Genomic DNA, 15,813 nt, shown 5'->3' on the forward strand with positions numbered 1-15,813 from the left:
AATCTCATTTTTTGAATAGCATTATAATAAATTGAAGAATTATGCAGGTCATTGATTCAAAAAACTCTTTTCACATTATTTATTTAATAAGTTTTTCACATCTTATTAATGATTTGATACAGGGAATAATACCTTCAATATTTCCTTTGTTAAAAGAAAGCTTTCAACTTTCTTTTGGGCAAATTGGATTCATAACCTTTGCATTTCAATTTAGTGCTTCTATTTTACAACCTTTGGTAGGCTATTATACAGATAAAAACCCTAAAGTTTATGCACAAATTTATGGATTGGTCCTAACAATATCTGGAGTCATATTGTTGTCTTATGCCTTCAGTTTTGCTTACTTAGTTGTATCCTGCATTCTAATAGGAATAGGATCAGCGATCTTTCATCCTGAATCCAGTCGTATTGCTAATTTGGCTTCAGGAGGAAAGATTGGAGTGGCACAATCGATATTTCAAATAGGTGGTAACTTAGGAACAGCTCTTGCTCCCATATTAGTAACAATTTTGGTTCTACCTAACTCAAAACAATATGTAAACATCTTTATACTTCCTTTGATAATCGGTCTTTTTCTTCTAAAAAAAATCACAGCTTGGTATAAAAAGCATTTAGAAACCAAGATTTCTTATAGGTTTAACGAACATTCAATGACAAGTATCTCGTTTTCTAAGAGAAAATTAAAAATTATAATTGGAATATTATTATTAATAATTTTCTCAAAATTTATTTATGCCGCAAGCCTTTCAAATTATTATAGTTTCTACTTAATCGAGAAGTTTAATCTGACCATTGAACAATCGCAAACACATCTTTTTATTTATTTATTTTCATACATGTTGGGGACTATTCTTGGGGGACCATTAGGTGACAAATTCGGCCGTTTATATGTTATATGGTTTTCTGTTTTTGGTGCGACACCATTTATACTGTGCTTACCTTATGCAAATTTGTTTTATACAGATGTCCTAATGGTAATTATTGGATTAATAATGGCATCGGCCTTTCCTGCAATTATGTCCTATGCCCAAGAATTATTGCCTCAAAAGCTAGGTGTGATATCGGGGTTGTTTTATGGGTTTGCTTTTGGAGTTGCTGCCATAGGATCAGCGCTCATTGGACTATTGGCAGACTTTAAGTCCATTGGTTATGTGTATCAATTATGTTCATTTCTTCCCTTAATTGGAGTTGTTTGTTTCTTGCTGCCAAACATAAACCCAAAAAACAATACTGCAGTCAAGGACCGTTGTTTGTTAACATAACATTTGCTAACTTGGTCCAGGCTAATAGGTATTCAATGCAAAATGAAATCGTAAAATTAATCTCTAGATATCTTGAACTTTCAGATGAAGAGGCTTTTGCTTTTTCTGAATGTATTCCAATTAAAGAATTTAAAAAAGGTATTATTCTCTTAAGGGAAGGACAGATTTCCAGAGATTCATATTTTGTTATTCAAGGATGTGTTAGAAAATATTATATCATTGATGGTGAAGAACGAACCACCGAGTTTTATGTAGAAGATGAATCTATTTCATCATTGCAAAGTTATAAAAACAAGACACCTGCCAATCATTATTTTGAATGTATTGAAGATTGTAGATTAGCGGTTTTAAATTATGACAAGGAGCAAGAATTATTTGAGCGCGTTCCGAAATATGAATCTTTATGCAGAATGTCAATGGAAGATGATTTTGGCGAACAACAAGATGCATTAGCAAAATTTATTATTTCTAGCCCAGAAACTCGTTATAAAAATCTACTAAAAACCAGACCCGATCTAATACAACGTGTTCCACAATACCATCTTGCAAGCTATCTAGGCATAAAACCCGAATCACTGAGCAGGATCAGAAAACGTGTGGCTAAAAAATAAGCTGCTCGAATATCCTAAGAATTGTTATATCATATCTGATAGTATTCTAGGTAAATTGTTTCGAGTTTTCTTTTGTTTAAATTTTCAGAAACAAGTTCATTTGTATTAACACACAAGGCCCCGGCAATAGTTGCATATTTCATACATTCATGTATTGTTTTACCTTGCGAATAGGCAAATAGAAACCCAGAGAAAAAACTATCACCAGCACCGTTACTATTTACGAATTCAAAATCTAGTAGAGCAGGTTCATAAATCCACTCTTTTTTTTGGGTATATGCTGTTGCTCCATTGTTAGCATGAGTACAAACAACAAGTTTTTTCCCCGCTTGAATCATTTGTACCATAAATAATTTATAGTCTTTAATATTTTCAGAACTAAAAAAAATATAATCAGATGCATCTATAAAATCTTGATGATATATGTTAATTCCATCATAATCATGTAAATCCGTCCAAATATCTTTATTTAATGCTTTACAAACAGGTATAAAATTTCTGCAGTAATTTGAAATATTAATCACAACTAAATCAGATGATTTAATCCTTCTTTTATATTGTTCATAATCAATTATTGGGTTTTCAGAGTTTGGATTGGTAAATATAGAAATACGCTCCCCTTTTGAATTTAATAAATTTAAATGTCTTTCTGTTCCTTTAGGGTCAACCTCATAAACAACCTCAAGATTTGGTTGGTTTAAATATGACTTCACTTTATTTCCGTAATCATCTGCCCCTATTAAGGTATGCAAAAGAGTCTCAAAACCCAATTTAGAAAGTGACAAGGCTTTCCCGGCTCCTGTATTACCTATGGTTTCATTATACTCGCAAAAATGAATAGTTTGAGGCTTTGGCTTGAAAAACTCTGGCAAGGTAATTACTGCATTGTAAGAAACTCCCCCACAAACAAATATTTTTTTACTTTTGACTCCCATACCATATATCTTACGTATATATGTCTTTTCTTTAAATTTTATTTTGAGAAGAGTGCTCTAGAAAAAAATTCCAGAGCATCTCAATAGTTGCTATTAATCAAGGATACTACTCTTCTCTTTTAATTACTTTTACAGTTTTATGATCTACCATTCCTAATGAAAGGATTCGAAGCCATAAACTAGACTTTGTTTCTATGGTATACTTTTCAGCATCCAATTCGCTAACAAGTGCTTCCACATTACTTTCTTTTACATTGATGCCAAGTAAGTGCAAATCACTTGTTTTTTTAAAGGTTAATTCCTTTGTTTTTTCTCCAAACACTTTTCCACCATTTTCAAATGGTTGTGTTTCTGTGTTAACTGGAAACTGTTGAACAGAACAGGATGAAATTGACACGAAAACTAACATCCCAAGTAATACTTTTTTAATATTCATCATTTTATTTTTATTATGACGCAAAAGTATTATGGGATTAAAATTTATTCATTGACTTTAGTTAAGAACCATTCTATATTCAACTACCATTTTCTAACCTTACCTTGATGCCAGAACTTTCCAGTTTCTACTTCATTGTTTAATAAATTTAAAATATCAGCTGCTACATCCTTAGGCAATCGAGGAGCTACTTTTCCTCCCATATCGGTCTGGGTCCAACCAGGATCTAAAGATGACACGGTTATATCCTGATTCTCTAATCGTTTTGCTAATAATTTTGTGTACATATTTAATGCTGCTTTAGACATTTTATAATGCGGTTGAAAAGCATCAAAATTCTGTTCACTAAAAGAACCCCAATCTGAAGTTATATTAATGATATGTGCTTTAGAATTTAATCTTGGAAGGAGTTTTTCAGTTAGTTCAATAGTACCAAATACATTTGTGGCAAAGGTTTGTTTTAACTGTTTCATATTAATTGCTGAAGCATCCCATTTTTCAAGTAAAATTCCAGCATTGTTGACTATAAAATCTAATTCTACATCTCCTAAATTCTCTACAAATTTGATAATGGAATCACTATTGGATAAATCGAGTTTTAAACATTGAAAGTTTGGTCGATTTAACGTGTGGTTCCCAGAAGTAGAAGTTCCAATAACTTTAGTATTTGAATTGCTTGTTAACAATTCAGCCGTTGCTAAACCAATACCTCTACTGCTACCTGTAACTATTCCGTGTTTCATAATATTCTTTTTAGTTCTGTAATAAACTTTTCTAGTTCTGGTTCATTATTCATTCGAGCAATTTGCACTGCTTTCTTATACCATTTCCTTGTATCTTTCATTCTTCCAATAGCCTTAAAATAATTTCCTTTTGCAAAATGCAAAATCGAAGCGTCAGGAAATTTATCAAGTCCTAATTCTAAAATTTCAAGAGCATCTTCTAATTTATTATTCTCAAGATAAAAGCTAGCAAAATTATTGAACCACCTAGCTTGTCTATAATAATTTTTAATAAAATCTTTCCCATCAATTTCCCTCATTAACTCTTCAAAAATTACAAGATTATTTTCTTTATGGGCTTGTAATAAAAGATAGTGTTTTGTGTCAGGGTGAATCTCTTCTGAAACTTGATATTTTTTACCTCTTACTTGATAATGCTTTTTAAGGCTTTCAATACCGCCAAAGTCTAAAAACTCTTTAATTGAATAAAACCGGATTGGTCCATAGTAATTAAAAAACAGTTTTAACCCTTCATTTATAGTAGTCAATGGAGTTGTATAATGATTCTCTTTATCTGAAAGATTGTATTTCCATTCTATTTTTTTTGATGGATAACTTTGAAAAATAGAATCTAAGGAAGACATAGATTCTATTGCCCAATTTTCAAAACTTCCTAATGCCACATATAGTTTTAAATTATGTTGTGTGTTGTTTTTTAACATTCCGCTTACCATTTCTAAGCGGTCCTTTGAAATATGTGTAGGACTTGCCAAAAGAAAACCATTAAAAAGAGTAGGCTTGTTTGTAAATATCTCAACACCGAGTCCTGCTGCCATTTCCCAACCAAAATAAATTCTCTCATCGATTGTTCTATATTTTACGTTTATTTCAGGAATCAATTCTTCTTCCAGAAATTGAATAAATTTTGAAGACTCCTTATTGAACAGATTACGTCTTTTTTCGGAGTCTGTATTAATTCCAACAACAATAAATTCTGGTGTGATTTCTTGCCAAGTAAGATTTTGCTGAAATACAATGCCGTTCAAAAAATAGCGTTGGGCATCTATTACATAAAGAACTGGATATTTTTTTAAACTTTTATAGTAATTAGATGGTAAAAAAATTTGGATGTCTCGTTCCTCTTGTAAAATATTGGATTTTAGAATTATTGAATTACAAAATTCTTTTCTTTCATTTAAATTTTGAGATACCACTTGGCTTATCATTAAAAGTAGAATTATTATGTAATGGATTTTTGTCATATTATTTTCGAAATTGCTATAAAGGCTACTCTTCATAAAATTATATACTACTGATTTTTTTATAAATCCCTTGAGTTATAATAGTAGACCACCAGCCCTTGTTTTCCAAAATTGGCGACAGGCCCAATAGTTCCCCACTAGGTGACCAATTAAATTTTATATAGTCATTGGACGTCGATCCTTTAAAGTCGAATGTGTCTTTAGAGATGGGTTTCAGTTCAAAATAAAAGGCACCTTTCTGTATTGCAAATAGTTTTCCATCTTTAAGAACAATTTCAATCACCTTCCCATCTGTTAATTTGTAAACCCCAACATAAGCCATCAGTTCATTATTTGTCAATTGATAACCTTTGCTAAAATCTACCTCCAACAATTCTTGAATTTGATATTTTAAATAAGGTCCTAAAATTGGATAGGCCTCTAAATCCCTGACAATAGCATTGAGTTCAACATCCATGGACATTTCCTCTGCCTTTAATCCTGTTTCATATAGCTGGCCTACACGTTTGGCAAATTTGGTGTAAATCTCTTTATTTGCAATCAGTTGTTTTTTGCTGCCAAAATAGAAATGAGGATTTTTGGACGTATTTCCTGAAACTATGATGGTATTTTCGTCACTCAATGAAATTGCCTTATTTATTCCTGTCACAACACCTTCCAATCCATTCGGGCCAGTATAGGTTAGCCAATTAGTCCTAAAACCATCACTCATAAACAACACATTGCTTTTTTCTAAATGAACATCAATATGATCAAGGGTATGTGAGGGTGTATGGTATGCCGTAACCACCTCATCACCTATAGGAATAGATATAGAATCCTTAAAAAGGACGTCGTAATAAGCTCGTGAATACTTCATATTGTAATGCGAAACTATAGTGGCACCTTTATTTGCAAAATAGGCATTGGCATGATGGTTATATGGATCTGAATCGCTATTGATGACATAGGTTATCGGGAAATCTGTAATTTTCCGGATTTCTTGTTCCAAAGCTGTTGCACTATTTAACATCATGACATTAATAAGCAACACTTGATCTTTGCCTATGACCACGCCTAAATTAACATTGGCATTGCCTTGCCATAGTTGCGTTAAAATATAGACGTTCTCATTTACTTTTTTAACATCATATTTAGCTTGTGCAAAAAGTGGAGTCGTCCAAAAAACAGCACATAGGCATATTACACTTATGAATTTAATAACTTTCAATACTTTTTTATTTAGCCTAAAAGACTGCATTCTACCAATACTCTTTAATCCTAAAAATCTTTCCATTCTTAAACTCGAAAAGTGCCATTTGTTCGTCACCTTCAACCATTTTACCATTTTCTTTTGTGATGAAGCGTTTGCTTACTGTAATGGCATTTAAGCCATAAATGGTATTTTCGATTTTTATATCTACAACACTTCCATCATAACCTCCATTGTCTTGATTGCGTTTATACCCATTATATAAATCCTCTCTTGCATAAACCCCTCCATATTTTGGGTGTACATAGGTAAAATCGTCGGTGAACAGTTCAAAGATGTTATCGATGTCTTTTAAGGTGGAGTTTTTTTGAAATACCTTTAGGTTTAACTTGTAATATTGATTTAACACATGGTTTAGCGAATCTTTATGTGTAGTCAATTTATTTTCCTGTGCTTGTGCCAAGTTAAGGCCGCTAAACAATAGTGTTATTAGAATGATAAATTTTAGTTTCATGATTTTAATTTTTAATTCCATTTAAATTAGTTCTCAAGAATCCAAGATGAAATCTCATTTAAGAAACCCTCTACAAATTTCTTTTCAAGTGTTGCATATTCACTTCTTTTCCCCGTTTTTGCTTTTTGGAAAAAATGATTCGCATTATCAAATGTGATGAAATGATAATCTGTCCCTGATTTTAGAAGGGCGTTTTCCATTCGATCCTTATTCTGCTCAAGAGGAACCTGAAAATCTAAACCTCCAAATAGGCCTAGTACTGGGACTTTTAATTGTTCTAAATCTTTTGAAGGGTCGTGGTAAAGAAACGACGTAAGTGATGGCAACCCATAAATAATTTTGAATTCATTTGCTTTAGAGGTTGCTTCCTGTTTCATTTTTAAACTATCAACCATTCCCTCGGTAGACGACATTTTATATAAAATAGATTCCGTAGTATCTTTGAATAAACGGTAAGCTTTATTTATATTTTTATCATCTTCTATAGCTCTCATCAATTTATTGTGTGCTGATACATCCGCTTCAATCAATGATTTAGGAATAGTAGTCTCCTCATATTCCTGCCTTACTTGATACAAAACAACTTCTAACAGCGGAACTGCAGGAGCAGCCATCAAAATCACTTTTTTTACTGACTTATTGTTTACAGCAACTTTTCCAGCAAGAATACCTCCTTGACTATGTCCAAACAATATAAAATCATGAAAGGTATGCTCTTTGCTAGTTTTAAAATAGTTCATTATGTTTTCCAAGTCCTTTAAATGGTCTTCAATGGTACTGTTTACAAAATCCCCTGTGCTTTCACCTACACCTCTGTCGTCATAACGAAAAGATGCGATTCCTTGAGAAGCTAGATGTTCGGCGATAACTTTCATTATTTTAAAGCCTTCTAATGTTTCGTCTCTATCCTGGTCTCCACTTCCTGAAAGCATTATAACTAGGGATGACGTTTTAAGATTTGTTGGTATAGTAAGGGTACCGCCTATTTGGACCTCTTTTGTTTTAATAATTAAGTCAATTATCTCTAAGTTCTTGTTTTGAAAACTGTTATTTGCCAAACAAGAAAAAGTAATTGTAAAAATTCCGATTATCCCAAATAATTTTATAATGTCTTTCATGTCATGTGATTTTTGTTTTAGGTAATTAATCTTCATTTTAAATTTCTTTAAATAAAGTTTCTATTTTAGACTTTAAGTTATCATTAGGAACTACCTTATAAAATTCCTCAAGCAAATCCAAAGTGGTTGGCTTTTTAGGATATTGATTATTCAAAAGGAAATTTTTAAGTGCCATATTAACATAGTCTTCTCCTATTAACTCAGTTAATTTCACAATAACTATTGCTCCTTTAGAATAGGCAATATGTGAATTCCCATAAGCGACTTTGTATAGCGGCTGATTTTCACTTAGTCCTTTCTCATTCTCATAAATTTGCTGATGAATTTTTAATCGTTCCATCATTTTCCCCTTACCATACATCTTTTTGTACAGCATCATTTCAGTGTACATTGCTAAGGTCTCAGTAAGCATAGACGCCCCTTCTCTATCATCTGGGTTGATTTGACTATTGCCCCACCAAAGATGTGAAAGCTCATGTCCTGCCAATTCATTAATAACATCTTGCTTTTTATCGCCTTCAAGATTAGTATGAAAAATCATATCTTCAGTCATGAAAATAGCTGATGGGTATGCTGTTGCAGCAAACCCCCTGGTAAAAGAGGAAACTTCTACAAAATTGATGCTCTTAAAAGGATATTTACCAAAATTATCGGTACAATAATCCAACGTTAGTTTAGCATTATCTAGCAAATGGTCTACATTTTCAAAATGATTTTTGGTGTAAAAAACATTGATTTCTATATTTTTATGTTGAACTTCTTTATGTTCATATACTGCTGATGAAACTGCAAATCGAAAAGGAATATATTCAGCTTTATAGTTGAAATAATTTCTATTAGCATCAGACCACTGTTTTGCTAAATCTCCTGTTCCAATGGCTGTTTGTGAAGCTTCTGTAGAAACTGTCATATTCAAATTTATAAAGTCGTTTTTGAAAACCTCTGGTGCTTCCAATTTCTTTATTTCAGAAGCTTTTCCTAATTGAAATTCTTCCCGCTTAAGTTCTTCTTCAATTTCTCTATCCTTTTGATATCCGATAGATGGGAAGTAATTGCTAATTCGCATAAAGGAACCATTTTCAATAATGGCATTAAATGATTGATGGCCGTTTACAGCAAACCATTTATAGGATAAGTTAAAACTTAAAGTAGCTCTTTCGTAAGGTTCCAATGGTTTTTGCAGTTTTATTTCAGTAACATATTCTTCCAGTTTTAAACTGTTGCCATTACTTTTAAATAATGCATCGTCAACTTTTAAATCGGGGTGAAAATTTATCAATATATTCTCAATTGGCTTTTCAGTTTGATTAGTTAAAACATAATCTCCGTGAATTTGATAAGCATTTTTCGAAGGATAAAGCTGAATATCTGTATTTACTTCATTTATAGTGGGTTGAGGCAGCATTTCATATTTGCGGTAATTCTGTTCATAATGAATTGCATCTAAAATAGATTTTTCTTCATTCTTCGGAATGTAGCCTTCCATAAAAAGAGTCGCACTAAAAGCTCCTAAAATCAATACTGTTGAAACGAAAATGGTCTTTCTAATAGTCCACGCCTTTGTTTTCATAAATTCGTTTATAAACCAAAGCAGCACAATTAAACTAACCCCGAACAATAGACGTTGAGAGAAGGCAGAAATATAAATTCCATAACCATTAAATTCGCTAAAACTACCCTTAAAGCTTGAAAATATTTGCACTAATGGATAGGGAAAAATCATATTAGATAATGGCGTTGCTAAAGCAAAAACCGCTACTGTAGAAACTCCTAAAGCTACAAATCGATTCTTGAAGATATCGTTTATTAGTAATAGAAAGGCCGCAAACAATATTAAAGGTATTGTATTAAAGGTGATAACGCCTAAATATGCATACCAATCAATTTTAAAGTAATTATAGCTAAACTGAAATATGAGTCCTTCAGCAATTAGCAAAAAGGTGAAAAAAAACACCAACAGGCTCACTGACATAAAATGTCCCAATAACTTACTACTAGAGAAAAAAGTACTTCTTTCAATCAAATCAAAGCCAGAAGTATGACTTCTCCAATACAAATCATTAATGAAATAGACTAAAATCAATAATCCAAATAAATGAAAGTTTTCAGAAATCGAGGTAGCTAACAGACCTGAACTGGCAAATTTTTCAGGCAATCGAATACCTTTATCTATGTCTGCAAACATTTCCATTCCTACATAAAATATTAATAGTATAGAGACGGCAACTATAGACACGCTTTTAAATAGATAGATTACATCTATTTTCGCAAAAGAAAATACTGATTTAATACCTGTTAAATTTCCAAAGTACAGTTGTGTTGTTTTAATTTCTTTTAGCTTAACAAAGGAATAAGTTTTAACTATTTCTGTTTTCTTATGGGCTTTATTTACTTTTCTTTTAGAAAAAGAAAACAAACGGTAACTCAGCCATAAAAAGAATCCTGATAGGGTAACTACGATTAAGCGGTTTATTAATAGTATTCCTGATAAGGGTACAATCAATTCATTTTTTTGATGCACAGAAAATGTTCTTGCTTCAAAAAAGTAAGCCGATAAGCCAAAGGGATCTAAAAAAGCTGATAGTTGTTGCGCCTCTATAGATTGTGGTAGACTACTTGACATAAATGGTGAGTTAGAAAACACTAAAAGCACCATATAAAGTACATACAGTAATAAGCCAGCAACAACAACTAATAACTTCTTATGTGTTGAATATGCAACGAAAAATAAAAAACTACAAACAAAAAAACAGTTTAGTAATCCAAAAACTAAAAGCGGGTACAAGTAATGCCATATACTAAAGCTAGTTTGCATTTCAGGGCCAATTCGCAAATTCTGACCAATGATAAAACCTAAAATTATCAGTACAAAACTTAAAGCTGTTTTAAAGAAAAGAAACCAAAATTTCCCTTTTAAATAAGTCGTTTTGCTTAAAGGCAGGGAGAAAAACATAATATCAAACTTAGCATCCCATTCTTTAAAAAGTATTTGACATGAATATAAAATGGCGAAAAATATAATCGACAAACTCAGCATTCCCATCATAAAACCGATGGTGTATGGTGAATTAAGATATATACCTTCTCCTGCAGTAAGATTAAATTTATTGCCACAGAAAACTCCAATAAATATCATAATTAAAACAAATAGACTCATCGTCCAAAGTTTTGGGTTTTGTCTTAATTCAAATTTAAATATAGAATTCATGACCTGTTTGTTTGAGTTAGTGCATAAAAATAAACGTGTTCCAACAAAGGTGTCGTAGCTTCAAAATCACTTGGTTGATTTTCTGAGTATACTGTGATATATAATTCTCTCTCGATTAATTGTTGACTAATAACATTATAATTGTTTATATAGGATTCCAAATCACCTGTTTTGATTGATTTAGACCAAATCTTGTTTTCTAATTCAGAAATCAGGTCTTTAGGTGTACCGGTTTTTAAAATTTGGCCTTTGTTCATAATGGTCATTTTTGAACACAGATTCTTAACATCTTCCACTAAGTGAGTGGATAGAATTACAATAACTTCAGTACTAATATCATTTAATAAAGTATTGAAACGATTGCGTTCTTCTGGGTCTAGTCCAGCAGTGGGCTCATCCACAATAATTATTTTCGGCTTTCCTAATAAAGCTTGTGCCACACCAAAGCGTTGTTTCATTCCACCTGAAAACGTATGTACTTCTTTGTTCTTAAAACCCCAAAGATTAACTTTCTCTAACAAATGTTGAATTTGGTTTTTGCGTTCTGTAGCATCTTTTACACCTTTTAAAATGGCAATATGATCTAATAGATTATAAGCACTAACTTTAGGATATACACCAAAATCCTGAGGTAAAAACCCTAGGTGTTTTTTAATGTCGTCAGGATTTTTAACAATGTTAACATCGTTAAAAAGGATTTCACCTGAAGTGGGCTTTTGAAATCCAACAATTGTTTTCATTAAAGAGGATTTTCCTGCACCATTTGGACCTAATAAACCAAACATCCCATTCTCTATTTCTAAAGAAATATTTCTAATTGCTTGATGTCCGTTTTTATAAGTCAGCTCTAGATTATCAATTTTTAAAGTGTTCATGATTTAATCTTTTTAATGGTGTTAATCGTTCTTGTCTTTCGTTGTAATAGCTTTTTGGAATCTGGATATTTTTTCAACAAAAGATTGTATAGCTGAACTGCTTCTATAAATTGATTATTCTTTTCATAAAATGCTGCAAAATGAGAAAGTGCATAATCTAAATTGCTATCAGCTAATTCATTTATTAACTCTTGTTTGTTTAATGAATTCAATAGTGTTTCAAAGTGATAAAAATCTCTTTCTCTCATGGCGCTTCTAATAATGGTAAATTTTGACCACAAAGAAAGTTCAGGAACAAAACCGTGCCTGTTGGCTCTTTCTTTTACATATTTATAGGCATAATCCAAACCACCTTCATTAATAAATTTTTGAAGGTTATCGACTTCAAATTCTTGATAGTATTTATAATAATTTCGAATTCCATGATATAGGGTTGGATACCCTGTTGAGCGGTGTTGCTCTATATCAAGTTTTAAGAAGGCCCATTGCAGACCATCTATATTTTTTTGAGCCAACAGGGAATCCAACTTAACTGCAGTGTGTTTTACATCATATTCATCCGGACTTACAGAAAAATATAGGTTAGTATGTAATGTTGAAACATCATTTAACTTATCTATGGCATCGAGTATTGGGTAACCACTTGCCATAATATGTGCATCAAACAATGTTGGGGTTGATAACATGGTATTAAACACCACACTTGCACCATATTCCCAGCCAAAAATTAGGTTTTCATCATTAGTTCTAAAATTTATATTTATATATGCTGTAAGTTCCTTTTCAAGAAACTCAATAAACCTTTCTTTGCCATCTCCTAAATCTTGAAACCGCTTTGGATAGTCTGTTTTAACACCAACAACAATAAAGTCTGGAGTTAATTGAAACTGATTGAAAGATTGACTTAAACTAACAGCGTACAAAAAAAATCGTTGCCCATCTAATACATAAAGTACAGGGTATTTTTCTTTTGAATCTTTATAATTTGGAGGAAGATAGATTTGTATCTGACGTTCCTCGTTTAATACCTTTGATTTAATAAAGTGATTGGTACCTACAATATTTTCTAATGCTCTATTTTGTGCAGCAAATTGTTGTACCCCGATAAAAAGTGTAAGTATGAAGAGAACTATTTTTTTCACAATTTAAGTTTATTTTTTAGACATTATCTTTATTACAATAAGTCGCTTTCTCAAAATCCCTTATGTTAATAGAAATAATAGGTACTTCAGGAAACATTGCTTTAAGTTCTGTTACAATTTGTTTAGAGAGGTTCGCTTTCTGTTCTGTATTTCGGCCTTGCATGATATTGGCAAATACATGGATGAAGTTATCGCTTGTATTTCCAGTCGTATAGTATTGGTATGGATTAATTCTTACTTTTATTTCCTCGGGAAGAAACAATCCGGTCGATTCTGCAGTATTATATACGTTTTGTATAATTTCTTGTGGTGATTTTAATTTTATGATCTGTTCGGAACAGTCTATTACAAAATGTGGCATAGTTTAAGTTTTAATTAATAATTATTGAAATTTTCTATTACTAAATCTGTTATGTCTCTAGCCAATTTGGTAGGTGAGTTACAGTCACAATTGCTAAAACCTATAACATAAATATCTAAACTTGGCACATAAACTCCCATTGATTTAAACCCAAAAATGCTTCCGCCATGTTCTCTTGTTGGTATGCCATTAATATCTTTCAAATGCCAGCCATAGCCATAGTTAATATGTTCTCCTTTATTTAAAGTATAGTTAGTAAACACTTTTTTCTTTGATACTTCAGTTATTAATGAATTGGTATTAATTGCTTCTTGCCATTTCAACATATCATCAACCGTTGACATTAAGGAGCCAGAAGCATACGGGATACTTAAACTGACTTGCATTTTGTTTGTAAACTCACCTCTATTGTGATAGCCATAGGCTCTATTCTTTACAATCTCTTTATCACTTGCATAACGGGAATTGTTCATCCCAAGCTTTTCGAAAATGCTTTTTTCTATAAAGTCTTCATAGGTCTTTCCAGTTACTAATTCTATAATATATCCTAATACGACATAACCAGAATTGCAATAGTCAAATTTTTCACCTGGTTTAAAATCAACTGGTTCATTTTTAAAAAAGTCAACTAGCTCCTCTGGTGACATATCTTTTTTTGCAATACCCATAATCGATTTCATTTTAGTATAGTCTTTTATACCTGACGTATGCGTCAATAAATGATGAATGGTGATATTGTTTCCGTTAGGATAATCTGGAATGTATTTTGAAATAGCATCATTTACGTTTAATTTTCCTTGTTCTTGGAGCATCATGATAGCAATGGCAGTAAATTGTTTGGTCATCGAACCTATTTGAAACACGTTTTCGGGTTTCATTTCAACATCTAATTCAATGTTAGCTTGACCAAATGCTTTTCGATAAATAGGTTTTCCATCTTTGGTTACTAAAAATACTGCTCCAGGTTCATCCGCCTCTTTAAATACTGTGGTCAAAATACTATCAATCTGTGTTTCTAAAGATTGAGAATATGTAGCTTGCATCGCCAAAATGACAATCATAAAAAGCTTGATTTGTTTTAAATATTCTAATTTCATTATGTTCATTTTTTAATTGATAATATTTTTGATGTTTAATTAAATCAAACTTAGCTGGTTAATTAACTAATAATCTTAAGGTATCTTAAGAAAATCCAACAGTTTTAAATTAAGACTGAAAACACAGACTTTAGGTTACATTATTTTTGAAATTGCTAGTGACCTCTGCTTTTTAAACCCTTTAATCAATAGCCAAACGGAAAATGAGAACTCGCCAATTACAGAAGGCATAATAACTATAACTTCGAAAACATCTTTATAATCACTATAATTAGACATAAATAGTTTTGCCATACCATCTACTATATAACCTATTGCAGCTAGTATTAATAGTAAGCCTAAAACTTTTGGTATATATGTTGATCTGATAGCCAGATAACCCAGAACGATTAAATGAATCCCAAAAAATATCAATCCAACAGTCCAAAGTGTATCAAAATCAATTAACAGCTCTGATACACTATTTTGTAAGTTTGTAGAATTACTTGTCTTAAATGTGATCTGATAGATTTCCGATAACTTGAATAAAGCAAAACCAAATAATAAAGCGTGCAATAGTCTAAAAAAGGATGCTATATAAGATGTGGTTATGTTTATTGATTTTGTCAAACCAAATAATGACCAAACCAATACTAGATCAAAAACCAACATAACTAGAAACCCAAGTAATCCATTTCCGAATAGTGAATGATTATTAATGAAGTTTGCAGTAGTAATTGATGGGTTGCTACTATCTATTAGACTTTCAAGTACCACAAAGTTGGCGTAAAAACCAGCTAAAAAAATCATTACATAAGCGATTCCCGATATTTTTCCTAATTGTTTCATAATTCTGCATATTAAATTTTATACAAAATTATTGACTCACAAAAAGGATTTCATTGACTTTGGTTAAGAAAAATCTGTTCCAATTGAAACCAAATTATTTGACAATACTACAATATCTCTATTTTAGCCAAATACTAATTTTTAAAACCTATAACAAGTTTTGAGTTAGATTTGGATGTAGTTACTTCCCGATGCAATATGTAACTTTCCTTTATTCATGGGCACTCACAGGCCTAGAGGTACAAATGGG

Annotated in this window: 15 protein-coding genes; 2 read left to right on the forward strand and 13 right to left on the reverse strand. The window is 31.7% G+C overall.

Annotation, left to right across the window (positions count from 1 at the left end; all coding sequences use genetic code 11):
* Positions 1 to 41 precede the first annotated feature (41 nt).
* Entirely contained in the window at positions 42 to 1,262 is a 1,221-nt protein-coding gene (locus IEW94_RS15755) for an MFS transporter (RefSeq protein WP_188654846.1), read from the forward strand.
* Positions 1,263 to 1,297: 35 nt separating this feature from the next.
* Positions 1,298 to 1,873 (forward strand): Crp/Fnr family transcriptional regulator, encoded by a 576-nt coding sequence (locus tag IEW94_RS15760; RefSeq protein WP_188654848.1) that lies wholly within the window; start codon positions 1,298 to 1,300, stop codon positions 1,871 to 1,873.
* A gap of 29 nt (positions 1,874 to 1,902) precedes the next feature.
* Here the strand turns inward: IEW94_RS15760 and IEW94_RS15765 are convergent, their stop codons facing one another.
* The 13 genes from IEW94_RS15765 to IEW94_RS15825 form a co-directional block, all read right to left on the reverse strand.
* Positions 1,903 to 2,808, reverse strand: a complete 906-nt coding sequence (locus tag IEW94_RS15765; protein WP_188654850.1) for a carbohydrate kinase family protein — start codon at positions 2,806 to 2,808, stop codon at positions 1,903 to 1,905.
* A 106-nt stretch (positions 2,809 to 2,914) separates the two neighbouring features.
* On the reverse strand, positions 2,915 to 3,217 hold the full coding sequence (locus IEW94_RS15770; protein WP_188654852.1) for a hypothetical protein: 303 nt from the start codon (positions 3,215 to 3,217) through the stop codon (positions 2,915 to 2,917).
* Positions 3,218 to 3,327: 110 nt separating this feature from the next.
* On the reverse strand, positions 3,328 to 3,987 hold the full coding sequence (locus IEW94_RS15775) for an SDR family NAD(P)-dependent oxidoreductase (RefSeq protein ID WP_188654853.1): 660 nt from the start codon (positions 3,985 to 3,987) through the stop codon (positions 3,328 to 3,330).
* On the reverse strand, positions 3,984 to 5,192 hold the full coding sequence (locus IEW94_RS15780; RefSeq protein ID WP_188654855.1) for an alpha/beta hydrolase-fold protein: 1,209 nt from the start codon (positions 5,190 to 5,192) through the stop codon (positions 3,984 to 3,986). Before IEW94_RS15780 ends, IEW94_RS15775 begins: the two co-directional genes overlap by 4 nt.
* A gap of 76 nt (positions 5,193 to 5,268) precedes the next feature.
* The gene (locus IEW94_RS15785) at positions 5,269 to 6,504 is read right to left on the reverse strand and encodes an MBL fold metallo-hydrolase (protein ID WP_188654858.1); all 1,236 of its coding nucleotides are present in this window, start codon (positions 6,502 to 6,504) and stop codon (positions 5,269 to 5,271) included.
* Positions 6,470 to 6,934 carry a nuclear transport factor 2-like protein gene (locus IEW94_RS15790; protein WP_188654860.1) on the reverse strand — a complete coding sequence of 155 codons (465 nt, stop codon included), beginning with the start codon at positions 6,932 to 6,934 and terminating at the stop codon, positions 6,470 to 6,472. Before IEW94_RS15790 ends, IEW94_RS15785 begins: the two co-directional genes overlap by 35 nt.
* Before the next feature lie 26 nt (positions 6,935 to 6,960).
* Positions 6,961 to 8,088: an alpha/beta hydrolase family protein gene (locus IEW94_RS15795; protein WP_229669553.1), complete on the reverse strand. Its 1,128-nt coding sequence runs from the start codon at positions 8,086 to 8,088 to the stop codon at positions 6,961 to 6,963.
* Between the two features lies 1 nt (position 8,089).
* Positions 8,090 to 11,260, reverse strand: coding sequence for a M1 family aminopeptidase (locus tag IEW94_RS15800; protein WP_188654862.1), 3,171 nt, complete (start codon positions 11,258 to 11,260; stop codon positions 8,090 to 8,092).
* The gene (locus tag IEW94_RS15805) at positions 11,257 to 12,135 is read right to left on the reverse strand and encodes an ABC transporter ATP-binding protein (protein ID WP_188654863.1); all 879 of its coding nucleotides are present in this window, start codon (positions 12,133 to 12,135) and stop codon (positions 11,257 to 11,259) included. Before IEW94_RS15805 ends, IEW94_RS15800 begins: the two co-directional genes overlap by 4 nt.
* Positions 12,132 to 13,277 carry an alpha/beta hydrolase gene (locus tag IEW94_RS15810; RefSeq protein WP_188654865.1) on the reverse strand — a complete coding sequence of 382 codons (1,146 nt, stop codon included), beginning with the start codon at positions 13,275 to 13,277 and terminating at the stop codon, positions 12,132 to 12,134. The genes IEW94_RS15805 and IEW94_RS15810 overlap by 4 nt, the downstream gene beginning before the upstream one ends.
* Positions 13,278 to 13,293: 16 nt before the next feature.
* The gene (locus tag IEW94_RS15815; RefSeq protein WP_188654867.1) at positions 13,294 to 13,638 is read right to left on the reverse strand and encodes a 5-carboxymethyl-2-hydroxymuconate Delta-isomerase; all 345 of its coding nucleotides are present in this window, start codon (positions 13,636 to 13,638) and stop codon (positions 13,294 to 13,296) included.
* Positions 13,639 to 13,652: 14 nt separating this feature from the next.
* Entirely contained in the window at positions 13,653 to 14,735 is a 1,083-nt protein-coding gene (locus IEW94_RS15820) for a serine hydrolase domain-containing protein (RefSeq protein WP_188654869.1), read from the reverse strand.
* Positions 14,736 to 14,870: 135 nt separating this feature from the next.
* Entirely contained in the window at positions 14,871 to 15,563 is a 693-nt protein-coding gene (locus IEW94_RS15825) for a DUF4386 domain-containing protein (protein ID WP_188654871.1), read from the reverse strand.
* Positions 15,564 to 15,813: the final 250 nt, after the last annotated feature.

This window comes from Yeosuana aromativorans, from assembly GCF_014646655.1.
GTDB classification, from domain to species: domain Bacteria; phylum Bacteroidota; class Bacteroidia; order Flavobacteriales; family Flavobacteriaceae; genus Yeosuana; species Yeosuana aromativorans.